Origin of the sequence: Rhodovulum sulfidophilum DSM 1374, from assembly GCF_001633165.1 — a bacterium.
GTDB lineage: Bacteria > Pseudomonadota > Alphaproteobacteria > Rhodobacterales > Rhodobacteraceae > Rhodovulum > Rhodovulum sulfidophilum.
Genome location: NZ_CP015418.1, coordinates 2497243 through 2518658, shown reverse-complemented (window position 1 = coordinate 2518658; position 21416 = coordinate 2497243). Strand labels below are relative to the sequence as shown.

Below are 21416 nucleotides of genomic sequence, written 5' to 3'. Positions count from 1 at the left end.
GCAGGAGGCGCGAGGGAACATCCGTCCGGGCCGGGTCATGCCCCAAGGCGGGCTACGCTCCGGCGCCCCGGCGGCGGACAAGCCTTGGCGCATCCGGAAAAGCCTCCGACGGCTTGCCCGATGCGCGCCGTCGCCTTGCGTCACCGGCGCCGTGCCCGGCCGGAACCGGCCTCTCTCCTGTGCTTTCGACCTCCCGCGCCCGAGCCTGGGCCCGCCCGCGATGGATCCTGCCCTAACCCGCCGCCGGGCCGCGCCGGAAAAGCCGCGCCGACATCGGCTGGGTCAGGGTGAAGGCCGCGCCCTCGCGCCCCGCCCGGGCCAGGAAGGCCGCGCGCAAGGCCTCGGTCAGATCCGCAGAGAGCGCGCCGCGCTCGGGCGCAAAGGACGAGATACGGCCCATAAAGGCCTCGAAATCCTCATAGATCTCGCGCCGCACATAGTCGAAGGCGCGGGTTTCGGCCAGCACGCCCGCCGCCACCGCCGCATCCAGCGCCGCCTGCGCCGCGTGGCGGATCTTTGTCTCGTCGTCGACGGTCGCGATCACCTGGCTCAGATCGCCTTCGGCCCGGGGCTCGATCACGACCAGGACCGCCTCGGGCGCGATCACCCGCGCCGCCTCGGCCAGCGCATGGCCCATCGCCTCGACCGGGATGTGATGCAGCGCGTTGACGATCACCGCGATGTCGAAGACCGCGTCCGGATAGGGCATCGCCTGGGCCTCGGCCACGTCGATGCCGGGCGCGCCGCCCGCCTGCGGACAGGGTTCGAGCCCGCGCCAGTCGGCCCCGGCCGCGCGGAAGGGCACGGCGAGCCCGCCGCGGCCGCAGCCGATATCGAGCACGCGCCGCCCTCCGAGCGGCGACAGAAGCTCCAGAAGCACGTCAAGCGTGGTGCGGATCGGGTCGGTCATGCGGGCGGCCTCCGGATACTGCGATATGATCGATCCCTAGGCGGGTTCGTCCGGCGACGCAATTCGGCGCAGCGGCGCAGGAACCGATGCGCAGATTCTGATGCGCGAGGGTCGGAACGAGGTTTTGCCCGCCCCATGCTTCATCTGAAACATAAGATACGCGACACAGTGCACTGATTTAAAATGAATTATACGCCAAGTTCTTGCCGGAGAAATCCGGGCTCGGCGCGCAGCCGCGCGGCATCGGCCTCGGCCCTGACCTCGCCATTTTCGAGGATCACCACCCGGTCGGCGGCCGCCTGCACCGCCTCGAGCCTCTGTTCGACCAGCAGGATCGCCACGCCCGCCTCGCGCAGCGCAAGCACCCTGTCGCGCAACAGCGCGATCATCGAGGGCTGCAGCCCTTCGGTAGGCTCGTCGAGCAACAACACCCGGGGCTCGAGGCACAGCGCGCGGGCGGTCGCCAGCATCTGCTGTTCGCCGCCCGACAGCGTGCCCGCCCGCTGCTCCATCCGGTCGGCAAGCCGCGGGAACATCTCCAGCACATGGGCGCGCAGCTCGGGCGGGCTCCGGCGGCACATCAGCCCGATCTCGAGATTCTGCGCGACCGTCAGCTCCGAGAACAGCCGCCGCCCCTGCGGGATATAGCCGATCCCCCGGCGCGGCACCTCATGGGCGGGCAGCCGGCCGATATCCTCGCCATCCATCAGCACCCGGCCCGCCGAGAGCGGCAGAAGCCCCATGATCGCCTTCATCGCCGTGGTCTTGCCCGCGCCGTTCCGGCCCAGAAGACAGGTGATCTCGCCCGGCCTGACGGTCAGGCTGAGCCCGCGCAGCACCCGGACCGGCCCGTAGCCCGCCGCGACATCCCTCAGCTCAAGCATCGATCGCGGTTCCCAGATAGGCGGCCTGCACCCTGGCATCGGCCCGGATCGCGGCGGGCGCGCCCTCGGCCAGCACGAGACCTGCATCGAGCACGGTGATGCGGTCGGCCAGCTCCATCACGACGCCCATGTTATGCTCGATCAGCAGGATCGCGGTCTCGCCCGCGAGATCCCGGACCAGCGCCTTGAAGGCCTCGATCTCGGCCTCGGCCAGACCCTGGGTCGGTTCGTCGAGGATGAGAAGGCGCGGCGCCTGCGCCAGCCCCATCGCCAGTTCCAGCAGGCGCTGATGGCCATAGCTCAGATCGCCCGCCGCGCTGTCGTCGCGCCCGGTCAGGCCGACCCGGCCCAGCGTCCGGGCGACCTCGGCGGCAACGGCGGCGCGGTCGCGGCCGAACCGGCGGCGGGCGGCCAGCGCCACATTCTCGGCCACCGACAGCCGGGCAAAGACCGAGGTGATCTGGAAGGTATAGGCCAGCCCCAGCCGCACCCGCCGATGCGCGGGCAGCCGGGTGATGTCCTGGCCGTCAAAGACGATACGCCCCGACGACGGCGCGACCCGGCCGATCAGCATCGACACGAAGGTGGTCTTGCCCGCGCCATTGGGCCCGATCAGCGCCCGGACCTCGCCCGGTGCGAGATCGAGATCGACCTCATGGACGGCGCGCAGCCCGCCGAAGCTGCGCGACAGCGCCCGGGTCGAGAGCAGCGCGCTCATGGCAGACCCCGCCACCAGCGGCGCCGGATCTCGCCCGCCAGCCCCTGCGGCGCGAACAGGGTCAGCAACACCAGCGCCACGCCCGCGACCAGCATGTAGGCCGATGTCAGCCCCGAGGACAGGTCGATCAGGTAGAACATGAAAAGCGTGCCGAGAAACGGCCCGATCACCGTGCCCGCGCCGCCCAGAAGCACCCAGAGCAGCGGAAAGATCGAATATTGCACCTCGGCGAAGCTGGCTCCGGCATAGCCGAACAGAAGCCCGTAGGCCGCGCCCGCCGCGCCCGAGACCGTGCCCGACAGCACCACCGCGCCCAGCTTGTGGCGGAAGATGTCATAGCCCAGAAGCTCGGCCCGGCCCTCATTCTCGCGGATCGCTATCAGCACCCGCCCCAACGGCTGGCGCATCAGCCAGAGCGTGCCGAAGAGAACCGCCGAGAACAGCGCCAGCGCCGCCAGATAGCGGGCCTGGGGGCTCGAAAGATCGAGGCCCAGCAGCACCCGCCCGGCCTGCGGGATCACCACGCCCTCGTCGCCGCGGGTCCAGCGCCCGGCCAGCAGGATCGTCAGCCAGGCCGCCTGCGAGAACATGAGCGTCACGATCATGAAGGCCACGCCCGTCGTGCGCAGCGCCAGAAGCCCCACCCCCAGCGCCAGCAGCGCCGCCGCGCCGAGGCCGCTCAGAAAGGCAGGCCCCGCCCCGAGGCCCAGATAGGTCATCGGCATCGCCAGCCCGTACATGCCCGCGGCGAAGAACATCGCATGGCCGAGGCTCAGAAGCCCGGTATAGCCGAAGAGGATGTTGTACCCCATCGCATAGGTCGCCAGCACCATCACCCGGGCGATGTTGCCATGGCTGTAGGCGGGCAGAACGAAGTTCAGCGCGAAGAGAAGCGCGACCAGCCCCAGATGCAGCCCGATGATGCGCCCGCCCCTCATCGCGCGGCCTTGCCCATCAGGCCCTGCGGCCGGAACACCAGCACCAGCGCGACCAGCAGCGTGGCGAGGATCTTGGCCAGCGTCGGCGAGAAGAAGACCGAGACGATGCCGTCGGACAGCCCGATCAGCAGCGCCGCGATCACGGTGCCGCCGAGGCTGCCGAGCCCGCCGATGATGACCACGATGAAGGACAGCAGAAGCGCCTCGCCCCCCATCAGGTAATGCGCCTGCTGGATCGGCACGATCAGCACGCCTGCAAGCGCAGCCAGCGCCGCCCCGAGGCCGAAGACCCCGGCATAGACCCGGCCGACCGGAATGCCGAAGGCCTGCGCGGTCTCGCCGTCAAGCTGGGTCGCGCGCATCACGAGGCCGATCCGGGTCTGGCTCATCAGCAGCCAGAGCCCGGCCAGCACGGCGGCGGCGGCGGCCATCACGAACAGCTTGTAGGAGGTGATCGACAGCCCCCAGGGCCAGATCAGGCCGGGCCCGTCCGGGCCGAATTCGACCCAGGGCAGCGCCAGTCGGGTATTGAAGGGCGGCGCGACCGGCCGGGCCTCGGGACCGTAGGTCATGAGCGCGGCCTGCTGCAGGATGTAGAGCAGCCCGATGGTGGCGACGATGGTCCGCTCGGGGTCGTAGCCCACCCGCTTGAGCACCGTCAGATCGGCCGCGACCGCCAGCGCCCCGGCGATGAGCGGCGCCAGCACAAGCGCCGCGACAAAGCCCCAGGCCCCGCCGCCCAGAGCCGAGGACACCGCCCAGGCCAGCACCGCGCCCAGCATGAAGAACTGGCCATGGGCGACATTGACGACGCGCATCACCCCGAAGACGAGGCTGAGCCCCGAGGCCATCAACGCCAGCACGGCGGCGGTGACCGCCCCTTCCAGCACGGCGATCATGAGATGTGGGCCGAATTCCATGCGGGCTCCGGAGGCAAGACAGGGCTGGACCGGGCGCGACGGAGGCGCCCGGCGACGGACCCGGAAACGGGACTAGAGGGGTTGGGTGGTGTAATCGACCTCGTCGGGATAGAACCCGGCCTCGATCGGGGTCTCTTCCAGCACGGTCAGCCGCCCGTTCTCGACCTTCGAGATATATTGCGGGCCGAAAACCTGGTGGGTCTTGCCGTTGAAGATCTTGGCGCCCTGGGGATGCTCGTTCGAGAGCGGCATCGTCGACATCGCCTCGACCGCCTCGACAAGTGCCGCGCGGTCGTCGGGACCGCGATAGCCGCAGGCCTCCATCCCGGCCTTGATGACGTAAAGCGTCTCCCAGCAGCCGAACATGTGGGCATAGGCCGAGACATCGCGCGGATCGGCGGCCAGCGCGCCGTTCTCGTCGATGCCGATGGCCGCGCGGTAATGGCGGTCGAAATCGGTCTGGTCGGGCTGGGCATAGCGCGGCATGCCCTCCCAGAAATAGGTGCCTTCGAGGAATTCGAGCCCCGGGCTTTGCAGATCGACCGCCTCGAGGCTGTCGATGAAGCCGAAGATCTCGGGCCGCGACGGGCCGAAGAACTCGCCCATCTCCTTGACGAAGGTCAGGACCGACGGGCCGACCATGACATGGTAGATCACCTCGGTCTCGCGCGGGATCTTCGGGAAATACTTGGTGAAGGAGGTCTCGCTCGGCGGGATCGCCAGCTTGGCCACCACCTCGCCGCCCTGGGCCTCGATCGCCTGAGTGAAGAAATCGCGATGGTCATGGCCGAAGGCGTAATCGGGGAATATCATCGTGACCTTGCGCCCGAGGTTTTCGCGCACGAAGGGCGCCATTGCCAGCACCTGGCTTTTGACATCGGTGATGCCGGGCTGCAGCGTCCAGCGGTTAAGCGCGCCCGAGGCGACGTGATGGCCCTCGGAGACCACGAAATAGGGCAGTTTCAGTTCGCCCGCGCGGGGCGCCGAACTCATCACCACATGGCTGAAAAGCGTGCCGTAGCCCACATCGCAGCGATGCTGGGTGGCGAATTTCTCGACCACCTCGGCGCCGCGCTTGGGATCGGTGCCGTCATCCTCGGTGACCAGCTCGACCGGCCGCCCGTTGATGCCGCCCGCCTCGTTGATAAGCCGCAGCGCGGCCTCGGTGGTGCGATTGTACCAGCGGCCATAGGCGGCCCCGATGCCGGTGGCATGCATCTGAAAGCCGATCCGGATCGGCGCGGCACTCTGGGCCTCGGCATAGCGCGCCCAGAGCGGCAGGCTCGCGCCGCCCGCGGCGGCGGCAAGGGTCTTGAGGGCGCTCCGGCGCGCGGGGCTCCGGGGTGGCTCGTCGACGCCGGAGGCGGAAGAGAGCTCGGTGCCGGAGGCAGGCTTGGACGGGATCTTGGACGCGGGCATCGCAGGTTCCATCTGGACAAACAGTCAAAGGGACAGTTTGGTGACACCGCGTAAGTTTGTCCACGTCTTTGCGACAATTCGCCCTTACTGCCGCCCTGCCCTGCGATCGCGCCGGGCAAATGCCCCGCCCCCGAAGGCGCCGGAACCGGGCTGACGGGGCTGACCGAAAAAGAGTGCCTCCGGGATGCGGATGGGTCATTGCGTCCCGCGCGGGGCCACGCTAAAAGGCGCCCCGAAGCACCCGTAGCTCAGCTGGATAGAGCGCTGCCCTCCGAAGGCAGAGGCCAAAGGTTCGAATCCTTTCGGGTGCGCCAAATAAATCAGATACTTACAGAAGTTTCGCGGCGCTGTCCGTTTCGAGAAGTCCCGCTCCAGTCCCAGACAGGGGGTTTCGGGCCTCATTTCCTGCGGTCCATCGCCTCGACGGCACTCCTCTGGTGGTCGGGGCTGTGATGCCAGTAGACGCGCTCGATGGTTTCCAGAGATGTCGAAAAGTATGAGGCAACGTCAGGAAGAAACGCGCCGCGCTGCACCGCCCAGGTGATCGCCGTGTGCTTCAGGACATGCGGCGTGATGTATTTCCGGCCGCCCTTGCCGTCGGGCATGGTGAGATCGATCTCGATCCCCTGCCCGGCCGCCAGCTCCTCGGCCAGCCGTACCGCCCGCGCCCAGCCCTTCCGGATGTCGCCAACCCTGTGTCCATCGCAGTCCTGGACCACGAATCGTCGCCCGTTCGCGGCCTGGCGCCGGAGATGCGCGAGATAGCGCGGCGGCAGCCGGGCGGGACGCTGCCGCTTCTTCGTCTCGGCCTTGCCCATCGGCTTGCGGTAGAGGATGCCGCGGACGGTGTCGACATGGCCGCCGGAAACGCTGGGCGTGTCGATATGCATGCCGAGGATCGTGTCCTTCCGGCTGCCCGTATAGAGGCCGTGCAGGATGAAATCGGCAAGATGGCGTCCATCTCTGCGGAGATTGCGTGCGGCGCGGATCAGCCAGGCGGCCTCCTGGCGGGTCAGGAACCTCTCGACCGGATCAGGCCGGGGCGGCAACGTGACCTTGGGTGCGGTGATCAGATAGCCTTCGCCATGGCAGTGATTGATGGCCGCCTGCAGGACGTTCAGCTCGCGGCGGATCGTGCCGGGACTGACGGGAGCGGTGCGTCCATCGCGGAACCTGCGCTGGCGGGTTGCCGCATAGCGGCGGCACATCGCGCCGGTGACCGAAGACACGGGCAGATCGCGCCAGAATTCATCCAGCGCCTCGATGGCGTAGCCGATACGTTCGGGCGCGGCGACGAAGGCCGCGTGCTCTTCGGCGTAGATGGAGAGACAGAGGGAAATGCTCAGTTCGTCCGGGTTTACGGGACCGGTCGGACGGCTCTTGCGCTCGATATAGGCCGCGAGCTGAGCTTCAGCCTCTTCGCGACATCTCGTACCGGTCGAGAGACGGATCCCTCCGGCATCGCGGATCTCCCAATAAGGTTTCTGTCCTGACTTCTCTCTCCAATACAGGCGGGCACCTTCGGGACGACGCGGCATAGTTCGATCAATTCCTCCAGATCGTCGGGATGCAGTCTGACCGCCCGCCCCATGCGGATGGTCTTTCCATGGGTGTCGGCCGCCCGCCGCAGGCTCTCTTTCGGAACCCCGAGTGCGCGCGCCGCTTCCGGGATCGACAGCAGGCGCTCAACCATCGGTCGCGCCTCTGGCCGTCAGCTTCCCCGTTCCCCCGCAGGCCGTACAGTCGGTCTCCGTGTAGCCGTTGTCCCAATACGGGTGCCAATAGTCGCGAATGAACCCGCTGCCCCGGCAGGTGGGGCAGTTCTGCGGGGCTGCCGGAACGGCGTCGGCGCCTTCCAGTTTGGCAACACGGGTGCGGAGCTCCTCGAGCGCGGCGGTCAGCCCCGCCAGCTCGTCGCAATTGTGCCGGGCAAGGCTCTCGATCTCCTCGATCCGGTCGGGTGCGGTCTCGGCCATCATGCGGCCTCCTTTCTTGCGTTTTCGCCCCATTGGTCCGCCGCGGCGGCGGCGAGGCCTTCGAAGGTGCGGGATCTGATCTTCCAGCGGTCGGGTCCGGGCGGGGCCCGGTGGACCGCGCTCCAGCGCTTGTGCGCCTCGGTGCCGGGCGCGGGCGGGGTCAGGCGGTTGGTGGCGCTCAGCGGCGCGAGGCCGCGCAGATAGAGCCCCGTCGCCTTGAAGACCGGCTCGCCGAACCACCAGGGCTGCACGATCTGGGGTTTAGGCAGATCGGCCGGCAGCCGGACGCGCCCGTGCCGGTGCATCACCGGGTTCTCGACCGCGACGCGCGGGATCGGGGCGCGCCAGCAGGCCGAAAACAGCGCGGCGCCCTCGTCGAGCAGCCGCCACATGATGGCGCGGCGGGTGTCCTCGGGCAGATCCGGCCAGGCGGCGCGCTCATCCGGGCGTGCCTCAGCCGGGGCGTTGGTCGGCGCCACATGCAGCCAGCGGACGCCCGAATTGCAGAGCCGGGTGCAAGGCGGATGCATGACGGCGAGCAGATCCCAGCCGAGGTGAAGCACCTCGCGGATATCGCAGATCATGTGCCGGTTGGTGGCGTCCTCGGCCGGAAGCAGGTCGCAGGACCAGACATCATGCCCGCGCGCGGCGAAGGCCCGGCGCATGACACCCGAGGTTTCGCAGCCGATCAGGATCCGGAGGGGATGCGACATTCGCCTCAAGCCCAGGTGAAGCGCGCTCGCCGCGCGGGCTTGGGCTTGGTCTCGCGCGGGCGGGGGTGGATCGAGACGTACCGAACCTCGCTCATGTTGATCGCCCCCATGGGGAGGAAGACCCAGCCCACGGGCCCGGTTTCGCATTCGCGCTTGTTCAGCTCTTCCAGAGCGCCAAAGACGGTCGACTTCGCGGCAATCCATTCGACGGTATCGCCGCCCTTGATCGAGAATTTCAGGATCCATTCCGGTTCGGCATCACGGGCTATGTCGGGGGCGGTGGTTTCGTCAGCCATGGCGATATCCTCGTGATGTCAATCGAAGGGACGGAGGCGGATGGCGGCCTCCATCCAGTTTTGCGCGGCCTCGGCCTCGTCGCGGCCGGTGGCGGTCAGCCCGAACAGCTGGATCTCGTAGAACGCCACCCGGCCCGGCAGCGCCGGGATCTCGATCCCGTGACGGTGGAGCGCGCCACGGATCGCGGCGAGGCGCACATCGGGGGCGGCGCCGCGCCATTCGGCGACGAAGGCGGCCAGTGCGTCTGGCGGCGGGGCGATACTGTCGAAGAGGCTCATGCGGCATCGCCTGCCCGGGCCTGTTCGGCCAGAGCCCGCGCCGCCGCCCGCGTCTTCGAGGCGCGGGCCGAAAAGTTTTTGGCACGTTTCAAGGGGGGCCGGACATGACCGGCCCGACCGAGATCGCGGCCGTCCCCCAGGCATCAGGAGCAGAACATGGGACTTATGGAGATGCTGGCCCTCATCCTCTGCATTCAGGTCTCGTTCGGCCTGATCTTTCTGGGCGCCCTCATCTGGGGCATGCGGCACATGGCCGAGACCAGACGCCGCCTGGAAGCGGAGGCGGCGGATTTCGACAGGCAATTCGACAGGGCATATACACGCATTCGCAGGACGCAGCTCCAGTAACGCCCCGCCGCAACTGCTTGCCCCATAACACCATTCTGGGCCTTCGCCCCGTTTCCGCAGCCCGGCCGGACGCCGGGCCCCTCCCTGACAACTGGCCGGGCAGCACGTCCTGTCCCCTCGGGCTGCCCGGCGCCTTTGGGGAGGATGCAGCATGACCGCGCCGCAGGATGCCACGGTGACCCTGACCGGCCCCAACGGGACGACGACCGGGCCGATCCCGCTCGATACCTTCACCGCCCCGCCGCGGCCGCCGATGAAGGAGACCGCCGAGGACGAAGCGGTGCGCGAGAAGACATACCGGGTCGTGGCCGACGAGCTGCGGGGCTTCATCGAGCGCTTCGAGACCCTGGCCGAGGAAAAGGCCGCCATTGGCGATCAGCAGAAGGCCGTCATGGCCGAGGCCAAGGCCCGCGGCTACGACACCAAGGCGCTGCGTCGGCTCATCGCGCTGCGCAAGCGGCATGCCGAGGACATCGCCGAGGAAGAGGCCGTTCTGCAGCTCTACCGTGAGGCCCTGGGGATGTGATGGCCGCGCGGGTTCACACCGATCTGACGATCCGCGGCACGACCTATCCGGATGCGGCCAGCGCCGCCCGCGCGCTGGGGGTGACGCCCGAGGCGATCCGCTCGGCCGCGCGCAAGGGGCGGCTCGACCGGGTGGGCACGGGCCGCAACGGGCTGGCGCCGATGCCGGTGCGGATCCGGGGCGAGGTCTTTACCGATGCCCATGCCGCCGCCGCGCGCTTCGGGGTGACGCCGCAGGCGGTCTGGCGGGCGCTGGCCGATGGCGATCCCGACCGGATCGGCCGGCCGCAGCGCCGCCCCGGCCGCGCCCCGAAACCCTTCGAGATCGGGGGCCTGCGCTTTGCCTCGCAACGCAAGGCGAGCCGCGCGCTGGGGTTCTCGGACGACTATCTCTCCCACGCCCTGACCCGGGGCGGCCGCGCCGCCCGGGAACGCATTCTGGCCGCCGCGATGGCGCTGAGCGCCCGGCTGGCCAGCCCCCGCAAATCGTTACCGAACGGGCCTGCGCGCCCGGAACCGATGGAGGAGCTTCATCATGGATAGCACGGACCTGACGCGCCCGGACCGGGTGCCCGCGTGATGGCCGCGCGTCGTCACCTGGCCCCGGTCGAGACCGGCGGGCTGCCGGACTACCCGATCTCCAGCGAGGACCGGCTCGATTCCCATTTCTTCGTGCAGTGGAACCTCAAGCGCTGGCGCAAGAGCGAGTTCCGCCAGCTCGCCGAGCCCGAGGTCGGCTGGTACGGCTTCCTGCTGATCTGCGAGGCCCATGACGAGACCCCGGTGGGCACGCTGCCGACCGACGAGCGGCTGCTGGCCAAGGCGCTGGGGATCACGGTCGACCGCTGGCACCAGCTTTGCGAGCGCGAGATGACGCCGCTGCATGGCTGGTCGCGGGTGCGCTGCGACAATGGCGAGATCCGGCTGGCCCATCCGGTGGTGACCGAGGTCGCGGTCGAGGCGCTGGCCAGCAGCCGCCGCAACCGCGCCGAGGCCGAACAGCGCCGCCGCAACAAGCGCCTCAAGGATCTGCGCGAGATGATCGAAAAGCGGATCGGGGCCGGGCAGCTGTTGCGCGCACCGCAATTCCTCGACCGCTTCGATGACTGGCTGGCCGAGCGCTATCCCGAGACCCAGCGCCGCGAGGGCTTCATCCGCCGGGCGCTCGACGAGTTCAGCGCGGAGATGGCCCGATGAACCGGCCAGGGTCGATCCGTGACATTCCGTTACCGTCACAGAATATTCCGGAACAATCACGGAAAATCACGGAACCGACCGGGAAAGTCACGGAACATTCCGTGTTTCCGCCGGGCCGTCCCCTTTTTTTGCGTCGTTTCCGTCACCGCTGAAAGGAGAGGAAACGAGAAGAGACGAGAAGAGACACCCCGGTCGCGCCGCCCCGGACGGGGGCGCGCGGCAGGCAGGCGGGGCGAGGCTGAGAAGAAGGGAGCCGAGATGGATGCGAAGGAACAGGCCGAGGGCGAGAAGCGGGTGCGGGATCTGCTGGTCGAGCCCTTGCTGCGGCGGGGGCTGGTGAAGCCCGGGGCGATGACCAAGGCGCAGTTCGAGGAGATGCTGGCGGATCTGGCGAAGCGGCTGGCCTATATGAGCGGGCCGAACCTGGCCGCGCTCGAGGAGATGGCGGCGGCCCAGCCCGGCGGCAAGGACCGCGACCGCTTCCCCATCGCCAATGCGATCCTGAAGGCGGCGGCGCAGATCCAGCCGCCCGCCGACGACGCCTCGCCGCTGATCCGGGCGGTCTTCGCCCATGCGGTGGGGCGGCAGGCGCTGGCCGAAGGCTGGGCGCCGGAACTCCTGGACGATCTGCGCCACAACCGCCGCTGGCCGCGCAGCTATGCGCTGGGGCAGATCCGCCAGGCCGCGGGCGAGGCGCTGCGCCGCCATGCGCATCTGGCGGGCGCCGGTCCCGGGCAGCTCTCCCCGGCCGAGGCCGCCTGGCTGCGGGACCGCGAGGCCCGCCTCGCCCACTGCCGCAGCATCGCCGATCTCGCGGGGGCATCGGCATGAGCATCCGGGCGATCAAGGGCAAAGGCGTGAACCGGGCGCGGGTGGTCTGCGATGGCTGCGGCCGCGAGGAGGTCGTGACCTGCAACTACCTGCATCGACCCGGCAGGGTCTGGGTGCCGGACGCGGGGCAGATAAACCGGAAGATGATCGGGCAAGGCTGGGCCGAGGTGAAGGGCAAGCTCCACTGCCCGGCCTGCGAAGCGAAACGAAAGGCGACAGGCATGGCAAAGACGACAACGGCACCGGCTTCGAACCCGGATGGGGCGTTGCGGCAACCGACCCGGGCACAGAAGCGCGAGATCATGGATCTGCTGGAAGGGGTCTATGACACCACGGCGGAACGCTACCGGCAGGGCGACACCGACGCGACGGTGGCCGAGGTACTGGGGGTGATGCCGGGCTGGGTGGCCGAGATCCGGGATGCGTTCTTCGGTCCCGATGGCGGCAACGAAGACATCGCGGGAGCGCTCGGCCGGATGGAGGCGCTGGAACGCGACATGCGGGCGGTTGCCGAAGAGGCAGCACGGCAGCGGGCGGCGGCCGAGAAGAAGCTGGCCGAGCTGTCGGTTCTGAAAGTCGAGCTCGACCGGATCCGGCTGGCGGTGGGACCGCGGGCGTTGCGCAAGGCCGGGGTCGCGGCATGACGGCGGCGGCCCGGATCAGGGTGCCGCCCGCGCCCCGGCCCCGGCGGGCGATGCCAGTTCGGGAGGCGCTGGAATGGGCCTTCGGCACCGAATGCGCGCGGCTCGACCACGACGAGATCGAGGCGGTCGGCGGCACCGGCTGGCGTCCCTTCGGCATGGAATACGTGGCCCTCGAACGCGCCCAGCTGGGCACGCGCGTCGACACGAGCCGCGGCCGGTCCCGCCCGCATGACGATGCCGAGCTGATCGCGACCGTGGTCCGGAACGTCCTGCCCTGGTACGCGGCAACCCTCGTCGTCGATCTCGCCCGAGCGGGCCGTACCCCCGACTGGATGCCCGACGCCCGGCCGCGGCTCCGCCCGGCCGAGTGGCAGCACAATCGCCCGAACCGTTGGGGCAAAGCCGCGGATGCGGCGGCGCTCGGCGCCGAGGGCTGGCAACCGATCCCGCGCAGGAACCGCAAGGGCGTGATCGTCCAGGACGCGGTGCGCTTCACGCCCTGCGTCTGGACCCCGACCCAGAGCCAGATCGCGGCGACCCGGCGGGCTTACCTCGACTGGTGGGGCTATCTTCTGGAGGTGCAGGCAGCGCTTGTCGCCACCGATATGACCCGGATCTGCGTCACCAAGGACATGCCGCCGATGACCCCCTGGGGTTGACACTTCAAAACTCAAAACCGCAGCTATGCCGGGTTTCAGCTTGAAGGAGTATTGCAGGTGTTGGGCTACGAGCGAAGCTACGGAACAGGGCGATTTGTTTGCGCTTTGATAGAGATCTTCGGCTGGCTTCTCGTTGTCGTGGGCGGCATCGTAGCCATCATAGGATTTGGAGCCGGTGGTGTGCTCGGATCGGGGGGCTTCGGTTCTCCCAGGGGTGCAGTCATCTCAGGGTTTCTTTCGGCAACGCCAGGACTTGCGACTGTCGGGATTGGCCTGATCTCGATCATGCTGACACAGCAGACAAAAGCGACCCTCGATACCGCCGAGATGACGAGGGACCTGCTTGCGATCTCACGCAACAGCACTCATGGCCCGTTCGGAACGGCTTCAAAAAGTACCGGGCAAGCATCGGGGGTCCGGCAAGAACCCCAACTTAGAAGACGCGAACCTCTGGCCAAAGGAGATATCGCAAGCGACGGGCAAGACGAAAAGAACCAGAAATCCCCTTGGAAATGACGGCGCTTGCCATCGGAGGTGCATAGCCCCTGCCCCTCCCCAGAAAAAATCTTCTTGACTGAACTTTGATCCCGTTGACATAGTGCCGTCACCCAATTTGCGCCCGGAGCGGAGACCCCGCCCCGGGCGCTTTGCGTTTGCGGGAGGTCCACATGCCCCCAAGACTGACGGCGATGCCACCGCGACTGGCCTCCCCTGCCCCGCGGATCGGGGCGGTGCCGGGCGATGCGCGGGCGCAGGATCGGGAGCGGGAGCGGGTGAAGCCGTGGCGGGCGTGGTATCGCACGGCGCGGTGGCGCAAGCTCCGGCGCAAGATCCTCGCGCGGGCAGGCCATGTCTGCGAGCAGACCGGCGTGCCGCTCCTGGGCCGCGCGCCCGCGCCCGACAGTGCGGTGATCGACCATATCCGTCCGCACCGGGGCGATCCGGCGCTGTTCTGGGACGAGACCAACCTGCAGGCCGTGTCAAAAGCCTGGCATGACGGCGCGAAGCAACGCGCGGAACGGGCAGCGGGCGACTGAGCCCGACAGCCCCCGAGGGGGGTGGGTCAAAACTCCGGAAGTTCCGAAGTTGAAGACCGGCGCCTCTCCCAGTCGGAGATTTTTTTCCCGATGACAGACGATTTTTCCCCCGAGCCCGGGGCCGTGGATCTTTTCGGCAACCCGGTCGAGCCGCTCCGCGACCGGCGGGGGCGGCCCTGCTTCCGGAAAGACAAGGCAAATCAGGACTTTGTGGCCGCGCGCCGGGCGGCGGGCTGGTCCCATGAGATGATCGCGGTCGAGCTCGGCTGCGATGAGAAGACGCTGCGCAAGTATTTTTCCCGTGAGCTGCAGCACGGGCGGCTGATGGTCGAGGGCATGTGTCTCGACGTGCTGATGAAGCGGGCGCGCGAGGGCCATACCCCGAGCGTGCGCCAGCTGCAGGAGCGGATCGACCGGGTCGCGCCGCCCGCGCCGAAGCCGAAGCCCGAACGCGAGGCGCCGAAGCCCGAGCCCAAGGGCAAGAAGCAGGCGCGCCTCGAGGCGGCGGCAAGGCCCGCCGAGGATTACGGCTCGCTCTATGACCGGATCCCGCGGCAATGACGGCGGCAAGCTGGGCGGCCTGCCCCGACTGGTGGGAGAAGCTGCAGGCGGGCGCGACGCCGATCCCGGATCTGGCGCTCGACGCGAACCTCGCCGATGTGGCGGTGCAGCTCTTCGACAAGTTGGTGGTGCCCGACGTGCCGGGCCAGCCGACCATGGCCGAGGCCGCGGGCGAATGGATGCGCGACATCGTCCGCGCGGCCTTCGGTTCGGTCGATCCCGCGACGGGCGCGCGCCAGGTCGGCGAGATCTTCAACCTGGTGCCGAAGAAGAACGGCAAGACCACCAATGCCGCCGCCATCGGGCTGGTGGCGCTGCAGATGAACACGGTCCCGAACATCAAGGGCGTGGTGGTCGGGCCGACGCAATCGGTGGCCGATACCTGTTTCGGGCAGATGCAGGCGATGATCGCGGCCGATGACTGGCTCTCGGACCGCTTCAAGGTGAACGAGCACAAGAAGGAGATCACCGACATCTATCCCGACCCGGCGACGGGCCGCCCGATGAACGCCAAGCTGAAGGTGACGAGCTTCGATCCGGCCGTGACCACGGGCGGGATCCCGGCCTTCGCCATCCTCGACGAGCTCCACGTGATGGCCGAGCGCCACTTCGCCACGCGGGTGATCGGCCAGATCCGGGGCGGCATGATCACCAACCCGGGATCGCTCCTGGTGATCATCACCACGCAAAGCGAGATCCCGCCCCAGGGCGTGTTCAAGGCCGAGCTGGAATATGCCCGCAAGGTCCGCGACGGGGTGATCACGCAGGATGTGCGCATGTTGCCCGTGCTTTACGAGCTGCCCGAGGCGATCCAGGGCGCGAAGGGCGAGCCCTGGAAGGATCCCGCGCTCTGGGCGCCGGTGCTGCCGAACCTCGGCCGCTCGATCACCGTCGAGCGGCTGATCCCCGAGTTCCGCAAGGCGGTCGAGACCTCGCCCGAGGAGATCGCGCGCTGGTCGAGCCAGCATCTGAACATCCAGATCGGGCTCGGCCATCACCTGGGCGGCTGGACCGGGGCGCATCACTGGCTGGCGGCGACCGAGCCCACGCTCGATCTCGAGGCGCTGATCGCAAGTTCCGAGGTCGCGACCATCGGCATCGATGGCGGCGGCATGGACGATCTGCTGGGCCTCGCGGTGCTGGGCCGGCATGCCGCGACCAAGCGCTGGCAGCTCTGGTGCGCGGCCTGGGCGCATGAGGTGGTGCTGTCGCGCCGCAAGAGCATCGCCGAGAAGCTGCGCGATCTCGCGGCCGAGGATGCGCTGACCATCTGCGCCGAGGGCGAGGCCACGCGCGACATCGAGGAGCTGGTGGCGCTGGTCGTGAAGATCCACGAGGCCGGGCTCCTGCCCCGGCAGGGCGGCGTCGGGCTCGACCCCGAGGGGGTCGCGGCCATCGTCGATGCGCTGCAGCTGGCGGGCGTGCCGCATGAGACGCTGGCCAGCGTCACCCAGGGCTACAAGCTCAACGGCGCGATCAAGGGCACCGAGCGCAAGCTCTTCGACGGCTCGCTGATCCATGGCGGCCAGCCGCTGATGTCCTGGTGCGTCGGCAACGCGAAGACCGAACCGAGGGGGAACGCCGTGATCGTGACCAAGGCCGTGTCCGGCGCGGGCAAGATCGACCCGCTGATGGCCGCCTTCAATGCCGTCTATCTGATGAGCCTGAACCCCGAGCCCGCCCGCCGCGACCTCTCGGGCTTTCTCGACAATCCGGTGATGGCGATATGATCGGGCGGGCTATGCGGGGCGCCTGGCAGGGCCTGCGCCAGGCGCTGCGCGAGGGCGAAAGCGGCTGGGAGGTGGTCTCGACCGCCGGGGCCCACCCGTTCGCGGGCCTCGGGCGCAAGAGCAAGGCGGGCCAGCGGGTCTCGGCCAGTTCAGCGCTGACGGTCTCGGCCGCCTGGGCCTGCGTGAAGGGCAATTCCGAGCTGATCGGCGCGCTGCCCGTCGCGCTTTACGAGCGCGGGGCCAATGGCAGCCGGGCCCGGATCGAGGCGGATCTGGCCGAGATCCTGACCCTCTCGCCCTCGGCGGGGCAGACCGCGATGGAGTTCTGGGAGGCGCAGGTCGCGCATCTGCTGCTGCAGGGCAACGCCTATTCCGAGAAGCTGACGGTGGGCGACCGCCTGGTGGGCCTGCGCCCGCTCTTCAACGTGGTGCCGGTCCGGCGTGACGACGGCCGGTTCGATTACCGCGTGACCGAGGACGGGCGGAGCCATGTCCTGCCGCCCGGCAAGGTCTTCCATGTGCGGGGCTTCGGCGGCGGCGACGGGCTCGGGATGAGCGCGATCCGCTTCGGGGTGCAGAGCTTCGGCTCGGCGCTCGCGGCCGACGAGACCGCGGCGCGGGTGTTCTCGAACGCGATGATGCCCTCGGGCGTGATCGAGAGCGACCAGACCCTGACGCCCGAGCAGCGCGCCCAGCTGGGCCGGATGCTCGACGCCTATGTCTCGAGCGACCGGGCGGGCAAGACGCTCGCCCTCGAGGCCGGGCTCAAATACCGCCAGCTGCAGATGAACCCCGAGGATGCGCAACTGCTGGAGACGCGGCGCTTCCAGGTCGAGGATGTCTGCCGCTGGTTCGGCACGCCGCCCGTCGTGATCGGGCATGCCGCCCAGGGCCAGACCATGTGGGGCACCGGCGTCGAGGCGATCATGATGGCCTGGCTCCGCACCGGCATCAATCCGCTGCTGCGCCGTCTGGAAAGCCGGATCCTGAAGGATCTGATCCCGGCCGCGAAGCGCGGGCGGTGGTTTGCGGAATGGAACCGCGAGGCGATGCTGCAGATGGACAGCAAGGCCAAGGGCGAGTTCCTGTCGAAGATGGTCGCGGGCGGGATCATGTCGAGCGACGAGGCCCGCGACAAGCTGAACCTGGCCCGGCGGGGCGGCGCGGCCGACGAGCTCCGCGCCCAGACCGCGCTGGCCCCCCTCACCGATCTTGGAAAGGAACAGCCATGAGCAAGCGCAAGCTGCCGAAGGTGGCGCTTGGCGCCCGGCCGGGCGTGCAGGGCGATCTCTCGCCCCGGGCGCTGCAACGCTGGAGCCCCGATGTCCGGGCAGCGGATCCGGGCGAGGCCTCGATCTCGGTGCTCGACCCCATCGGGGCCGATCCCTGGGGCGAGGGCGTGACCGCGCGCCGGATCTCGGCCGCGCTGCGCGCCATCGGCGAACGCCCGGTCACCGTCAACATCAACAGCCCCGGCGGCGACTTCTTCGAGGGGCTCGCGATCTACAACCTGCTGCGCGAGCATGCCGGGACCGTGACCGTCAACATCCTCGGCATCGCCGCCTCGGCCGCCTCGGTCATTGCCATGGCGGGCGACGAGGTGCGGATCGCCCGGGCGGGCTTCCTGATGATCCACAATACCTGGATCATGGCCGCGGGCGACCGTCACGCGCTGGCCGAGGTCTGCGAGTGGCTCGCGCCTTTTGATGCCACGGCCATCGACATCTACGCCGCCCGGACCGGGATCGAGCGCGACGCGCTCGCCGCCATGCTCGACCGCGAGACCTGGATCGGCGGGCAGGCCGCCCTCGATCAGGGCTTCGCCGACAGCTTCCTGCCCGCCGACCAGCTGGAAACCGCCACGGGCGACGGCGCCCCGGCCGCCTCGATGCGGGCCGAGCGGCGGTTCGACCTGCTCGCGCGCCGCGCGGGTCTCACCAATTCCGCGTCTCGCGCATTGTTGCGCGAGCTCAGGACGGGCAGGCCTGGCGCTGCCCATGACGGTCTGCAGCCGGGCGCTGCGGCCGACCTCGAACAGGGGCTTGCCGCGCTCCTGGAAGACCTCAGAACCCGATAAGGATCAGACAGATGAAGATCATGATGCCGGGCGCCGCGCAGGCGGCCCTCTCTCAAGTCATGCCCAAGGGAACCGCGCCCAAAGGGACCGCCGCGCCCCTGCCCCTCTCGGTGCCCAAGGCCGTGATCGGCACGCCCCGCATGGAAGCCGCGGGCTCTGTCGACCGGCTGCTGGCCGATGTGAAGGCCGAGCTGGGCCGGATCGGCGACGATGTGCGCCGCACCGCCGAGGATGCGCTGAGCCAGGCCCGCGCCAGCGGCGATGTCAGCGCCGAGGTGAAGGCCTCGGCCGACAAGCTGCTCTCGGAGTTCCACACGCTCTCGGGCGCCCAGCAGAAGCTCGAGGGCAAGCTCGAGGCGCTGGAGACCCGCAATCTCGATCTGGAACAGGCCGTCGCCGAGGGCGGGCGCGGCCGGGCCAGCGCCGCGATGACCGTGGGCCAGGAGGTGGCCGCCGATGACAGCCTCAGGGCCTATGTGGCGGGCGGGCTGCAGGGCAGCGTGGTGCTGCGCCCGAAGAATGCGATCACCACCGCGACCGGCTCGGCGGGCGGGCTGATCTGGCCGACCGAGGAGCGCGGCGCCATCGGCCTGCCGCGCCAGCGCCTGCCGGTGCGCGCGCTCCTGATGCAGGCCACGACCGACTCGAACATGGTCCGCTATGCCCGCCAGACCAAGCGCGAGACCGGCGCCGCCATGACCGCCGAGGGCGCCGCGGCGCCGGTGTCGAGCTATGGCTGGAGCCAGGCCGATGCGCCGGTGCGCAAGATCATCCATGTCACCCATATCTCGGACGAGGCGCTGGCCGATGCGGGCCAGCTGCAGGCCGAGATCGATGGCGAGCTGCGCTACGGGCTCGACCTGGAGGAAGAGGCGCAGATCCTCGCGGGCGATGGCGCCGGGCAGAACCTGACCGGGCTGATCACCGTGGCCACCGCCTATGCCGCCCCCGAGGGGCTGCCCGACGAGACCCGGATCGACCGGCTGCGTCTGGGGCTTCTGCAGGTGGCGCTGGCGAACTTCGCCGCCAACGGCATCACGCTCAACCCCATCGACTGGGCCGCCATCGAACTGCTGAAGGACGCCCAGGGCCGCTACATCTTCGGCAATCCGAACGAACAGGCCACGCCCCGGCTCTGGGGGCTCGACGTGATCCCGACGCTCTCGCATTCCGCGGGCGAATGGATGTGCGGCAACTTCCAGATGGCCGCCACGCTCTATGACCGCCAGGAGCACGAGGTGCTGATCTCCTCCGAGCACGGCAACAACTTCATCGAGGGCATGAAGACCATGAAGGGCTCGAAGCGCCTCGCCCTCGCCAACAAGCGCCCCGCAGCCCTGGTGACCGGCGGCTTCACCTTCGCCTGATCCCGTCCCGGCGGGCCCCTGCGCGGCCCGCCGCCTTCCCCGATATTCCCGACAGAGGAGCGCGCCCCCATGCGCCTGACCCTGACCCGCACCCAGAAGACCGCGCTCGGGCTTCTGCAGCGCGGCATCCCCTATGAGTTCGACCTGAGCAAACCCGCCGAGCGCGCCGTCGCCGAGGATCTGCGCAAACGCAATGTCGCCACCGAGACACCGGCCGAGACCCCCGCGCCGAAGCGGAAGGGCAAGCCCAACCCGGCGCCCGCCCCGGACCCGGCGCCATGACCCGGATCCCGCTCGAGGAGCTCAAGCGCCATTGCCAGGCCGAGGGGTTCGAGGACGATGACGCGCTGCTGGCGGGCCTGGGCGAGGTCGCCGAGCGCTTCGTCGCCGATTACACCCGCCGCGATCTCGACGCCGCCTTTCCCGCAGGCTGGCCCGCGCCCTGCGCGATGGCCGCCAGGCTCCTGGTCGCGCATTGGTATCGCAGCCGCGAGGCGGTGGCCGAGGGCGCCTCGGCCGAGGTGCCGCTGGGCGTGCGCGACCTGCTCGCACCCTACCGGGATCTCGGCTGATGGCCGCCCCGCTTGCGGGCGAGCTGACCCGCGTCGTCCGGTTCGAACGCGCGACGCTGGTCGATGACGGGCTCGGCATGGTCGAACGCTGGGCCCCGCACGGGCGCCCCCAGCGCGCAAAGCGCACCGATCTCAGCGACGGCGAACGCTGGCGCGCGGCCGAGATCGGCGCCAGCGTCACCACCCGCTTCGTGCTGAAGCGTACCGCCTTCACCGCCGACCTGACGCCGAAGGACCGGCTGACCTGCGACGGGCTGAGCTTCGGGATCTCGGGGATCCGCGAACTGGCCGCCGATCCGCGCTTCCTGGAACTGACCTGCACCGCGAGGACCGACCGATGAGCGTGACCATGAAGCTCGAGGGCTTCGCCGAGCTCGATGCCGAGCTCGACCGCCTGAGCCAGGCGGCCGGAAAGGGCGCGCTGCGCCGGGCGCTGCGCACCGCCGCCGAGCCCCTGGCCGAGCGCATGCGCGCCGATGCCCCGACCGACGAGCACGAGCTGCAAGAGAGCATCGCGGTCTCGACCAAGCTCTCGCCCCGCCAGCGCAAGGCCCATCGCAAGCTGGTGCGCGACGACAAGGCCTCGGTCGAGATGTTCGTGGGCGCGGGCCCCCTGCCCCAGGCCCATCTGCAGGAGTTCGGCACCGTGTCGAACCCGCCCCAGCCCTGGGCGCGCCCCGCCTGGGAAGCCGAGAAAGGCCCCATCCTCGACCGGCTCCGCGAGGAGATGAAGGCCGAGATCGACAAATCCCTGCGCCGCGCCGAGGCCCGCGCGGCCCGGGCGGCGGCGAAGGGCTGAGACGATGACCGACACG

The 21416-nt window shown here is 69.3% G+C and carries 29 protein-coding genes and 1 tRNA gene; 19 read left to right on the top strand and 11 right to left on the bottom strand.

All coding sequences use genetic code 11. The features are described 5' to 3' along the window. Positions 1-232 precede the first annotated feature (232 nt). The 6 genes from A6W98_RS11970 to A6W98_RS11945 all read right to left on the bottom strand — a co-directional run bounded on the left by A6W98_RS11970 (position 233) and on the right by A6W98_RS11945 (position 5789). On the bottom strand, positions 233-910 hold the full coding sequence (locus A6W98_RS11970) for a class I SAM-dependent methyltransferase (RefSeq protein ID WP_042461756.1): 678 nt from the start codon (positions 908-910) through the stop codon (positions 233-235). A gap of 188 nt (positions 911-1098) precedes the next feature. Beyond that, positions 1099-1794, bottom strand: a complete 696-nt coding sequence (locus A6W98_RS11965) for an ABC transporter ATP-binding protein (RefSeq protein ID WP_042461755.1) — start codon at positions 1792-1794, stop codon at positions 1099-1101. Beyond that, positions 1787-2512, bottom strand: a complete 726-nt coding sequence (locus A6W98_RS11960) for an ABC transporter ATP-binding protein (protein WP_042461753.1) — start codon at positions 2510-2512, stop codon at positions 1787-1789. Before A6W98_RS11960 ends, A6W98_RS11965 begins: the two co-directional genes overlap by 8 nt. Continuing rightward, positions 2509-3450 (bottom strand): branched-chain amino acid ABC transporter permease, encoded by a 942-nt coding sequence (locus A6W98_RS11955; protein WP_042461751.1) that lies wholly within the window; start codon positions 3448-3450, stop codon positions 2509-2511. The genes A6W98_RS11960 and A6W98_RS11955 overlap by 4 nt, the downstream gene beginning before the upstream one ends. Continuing rightward, complete coding sequence (locus A6W98_RS11950) at positions 3447-4370, bottom strand: branched-chain amino acid ABC transporter permease (RefSeq protein ID WP_042461749.1); 924 nt, start codon at positions 4368-4370, stop codon at positions 3447-3449. Before A6W98_RS11950 ends, A6W98_RS11955 begins: the two co-directional genes overlap by 4 nt. Positions 4371-4442: 72 nt before the next feature. Further along, a complete protein-coding gene (locus tag A6W98_RS11945; RefSeq protein ID WP_081251914.1) occupies positions 4443-5789 on the bottom strand; it encodes an ABC transporter substrate-binding protein in 1347 nt (448 codons plus the stop codon). A 237-nt stretch (positions 5790-6026) separates the two neighbouring features. Here A6W98_RS11945 and A6W98_RS11940 point away from each other — a divergent pair. Beyond that, positions 6027-6103: transfer RNA gene (locus tag A6W98_RS11940), tRNA-Arg, on the top strand. A gap of 84 nt (positions 6104-6187) precedes the next feature. On the opposite strand, the gene A6W98_RS11935 is transcribed toward A6W98_RS11940, so the two are convergent. From A6W98_RS11935 to A6W98_RS11915, 5 genes are all read right to left on the bottom strand, one after another. Beyond that, positions 6188-7327 carry a tyrosine-type recombinase/integrase gene (locus tag A6W98_RS11935; protein WP_063490915.1) on the bottom strand — a complete coding sequence of 380 codons (1140 nt, stop codon included), beginning with the start codon at positions 7325-7327 and terminating at the stop codon, positions 6188-6190. 147 nt (positions 7328-7474) lie between these two features. Beyond that, positions 7475-7765, bottom strand: a complete 291-nt coding sequence (locus tag A6W98_RS11930; RefSeq protein WP_042461650.1) for a zinc finger-like domain-containing protein — start codon at positions 7763-7765, stop codon at positions 7475-7477. Then, positions 7765-8478, bottom strand: a complete 714-nt coding sequence (locus A6W98_RS11925) for a hypothetical protein (protein ID WP_042461745.1) — start codon at positions 8476-8478, stop codon at positions 7765-7767. The genes A6W98_RS11930 and A6W98_RS11925 overlap by 1 nt, the downstream gene beginning before the upstream one ends. 5 nt (positions 8479-8483) lie before the next feature. Next, positions 8484-8774, bottom strand: coding sequence for a hypothetical protein (locus tag A6W98_RS11920; RefSeq protein ID WP_042461743.1), 291 nt, complete (start codon positions 8772-8774; stop codon positions 8484-8486). Between the two features lie 18 nt (positions 8775-8792). After that, the gene (locus tag A6W98_RS11915; protein ID WP_042461741.1) at positions 8793-9053 is read right to left on the bottom strand and encodes a hypothetical protein; all 261 of its coding nucleotides are present in this window, start codon (positions 9051-9053) and stop codon (positions 8793-8795) included. Between the two features lie 171 nt (positions 9054-9224). On the opposite strand from A6W98_RS11915, the gene A6W98_RS11910 reads away from it, so the two are divergent. The 18 genes from A6W98_RS11910 (at position 9225) to A6W98_RS11830 (ending at position 21400) form a co-directional block, all read left to right on the top strand. Further along, positions 9225-9401, top strand: a complete 177-nt coding sequence (locus A6W98_RS11910; RefSeq protein ID WP_155734791.1) for a hypothetical protein — start codon at positions 9225-9227, stop codon at positions 9399-9401. 253 nt (positions 9402-9654) lie between these two features. Continuing rightward, on the top strand, positions 9655-9927 hold the full coding sequence (locus tag A6W98_RS11905; protein ID WP_042465016.1) for a DUF2312 domain-containing protein: 273 nt from the start codon (positions 9655-9657) through the stop codon (positions 9925-9927). Next, positions 9927-10469, top strand: a complete 543-nt coding sequence (locus A6W98_RS11900) for a hypothetical protein (RefSeq protein WP_052678024.1) — start codon at positions 9927-9929, stop codon at positions 10467-10469. Before A6W98_RS11905 ends, A6W98_RS11900 begins: the two co-directional genes overlap by 1 nt. A gap of 36 nt (positions 10470-10505) precedes the next feature. Then, complete coding sequence (locus A6W98_RS11895) at positions 10506-11123, top strand: hypothetical protein (RefSeq protein ID WP_042461734.1); 618 nt, start codon at positions 10506-10508, stop codon at positions 11121-11123. 258 nt (positions 11124-11381) lie between these two features. After that, positions 11382-11954 carry a hypothetical protein gene (locus tag A6W98_RS11890; RefSeq protein WP_042461732.1) on the top strand — a complete coding sequence of 191 codons (573 nt, stop codon included), beginning with the start codon at positions 11382-11384 and terminating at the stop codon, positions 11952-11954. Continuing rightward, positions 11951-12598, top strand: a complete 648-nt coding sequence (locus tag A6W98_RS21125; RefSeq protein WP_063490920.1) for a hypothetical protein — start codon at positions 11951-11953, stop codon at positions 12596-12598. Before A6W98_RS11890 ends, A6W98_RS21125 begins: the two co-directional genes overlap by 4 nt. Further along, positions 12595-13257: a hypothetical protein gene (locus A6W98_RS11880; RefSeq protein ID WP_063490919.1), complete on the top strand. Its 663-nt coding sequence runs from the start codon at positions 12595-12597 to the stop codon at positions 13255-13257. Before A6W98_RS21125 ends, A6W98_RS11880 begins: the two co-directional genes overlap by 4 nt. 57 nt (positions 13258-13314) lie before the next feature. Then, complete coding sequence (locus tag A6W98_RS21120) at positions 13315-13773, top strand: hypothetical protein (RefSeq protein ID WP_143540171.1); 459 nt, start codon at positions 13315-13317, stop codon at positions 13771-13773. A 152-nt stretch (positions 13774-13925) separates the two neighbouring features. Then, entirely contained in the window at positions 13926-14294 is a 369-nt protein-coding gene (locus tag A6W98_RS11875; protein WP_042461726.1) for an endonuclease, read from the top strand. Positions 14295-14384: 90 nt separating this feature from the next. Next, positions 14385-14855, top strand: a complete 471-nt coding sequence (locus A6W98_RS11870; protein ID WP_042461724.1) for a hypothetical protein — start codon at positions 14385-14387, stop codon at positions 14853-14855. After that, positions 14852-16585 carry a terminase large subunit gene (locus tag A6W98_RS11865; RefSeq protein ID WP_042461723.1) on the top strand — a complete coding sequence of 578 codons (1734 nt, stop codon included), beginning with the start codon at positions 14852-14854 and terminating at the stop codon, positions 16583-16585. Before A6W98_RS11870 ends, A6W98_RS11865 begins: the two co-directional genes overlap by 4 nt. After that, positions 16582-17817, top strand: a complete 1236-nt coding sequence (locus tag A6W98_RS11860; protein WP_042461721.1) for a phage portal protein — start codon at positions 16582-16584, stop codon at positions 17815-17817. The genes A6W98_RS11865 and A6W98_RS11860 overlap by 4 nt, the downstream gene beginning before the upstream one ends. Then, on the top strand, positions 17814-18662 hold the full coding sequence (locus A6W98_RS11855) for a head maturation protease, ClpP-related (protein ID WP_042461719.1): 849 nt from the start codon (positions 17814-17816) through the stop codon (positions 18660-18662). The genes A6W98_RS11860 and A6W98_RS11855 overlap by 4 nt, the downstream gene beginning before the upstream one ends. 11 nt (positions 18663-18673) lie before the next feature. Further along, positions 18674-20029, top strand: a complete 1356-nt coding sequence (locus A6W98_RS11850) for a phage major capsid protein (protein ID WP_231098272.1) — start codon at positions 18674-18676, stop codon at positions 20027-20029. A 69-nt stretch (positions 20030-20098) separates the two neighbouring features. Beyond that, positions 20099-20311, top strand: a complete 213-nt coding sequence (locus A6W98_RS11845) for a hypothetical protein (RefSeq protein ID WP_042461717.1) — start codon at positions 20099-20101, stop codon at positions 20309-20311. Continuing rightward, a complete protein-coding gene (locus A6W98_RS11840) occupies positions 20308-20601 on the top strand; it encodes a head-tail connector protein (protein ID WP_042461716.1) in 294 nt (97 codons plus the stop codon). The genes A6W98_RS11845 and A6W98_RS11840 overlap by 4 nt, the downstream gene beginning before the upstream one ends. After that, a complete protein-coding gene (locus tag A6W98_RS11835) occupies positions 20601-20942 on the top strand; it encodes a head-tail adaptor protein (protein ID WP_042461715.1) in 342 nt (113 codons plus the stop codon). Before A6W98_RS11840 ends, A6W98_RS11835 begins: the two co-directional genes overlap by 1 nt. Continuing rightward, entirely contained in the window at positions 20939-21400 is a 462-nt protein-coding gene (locus A6W98_RS11830) for an HK97-gp10 family putative phage morphogenesis protein (protein ID WP_042461714.1), read from the top strand. The genes A6W98_RS11835 and A6W98_RS11830 overlap by 4 nt, the downstream gene beginning before the upstream one ends. Positions 21401-21416 lie beyond the last annotated feature (16 nt).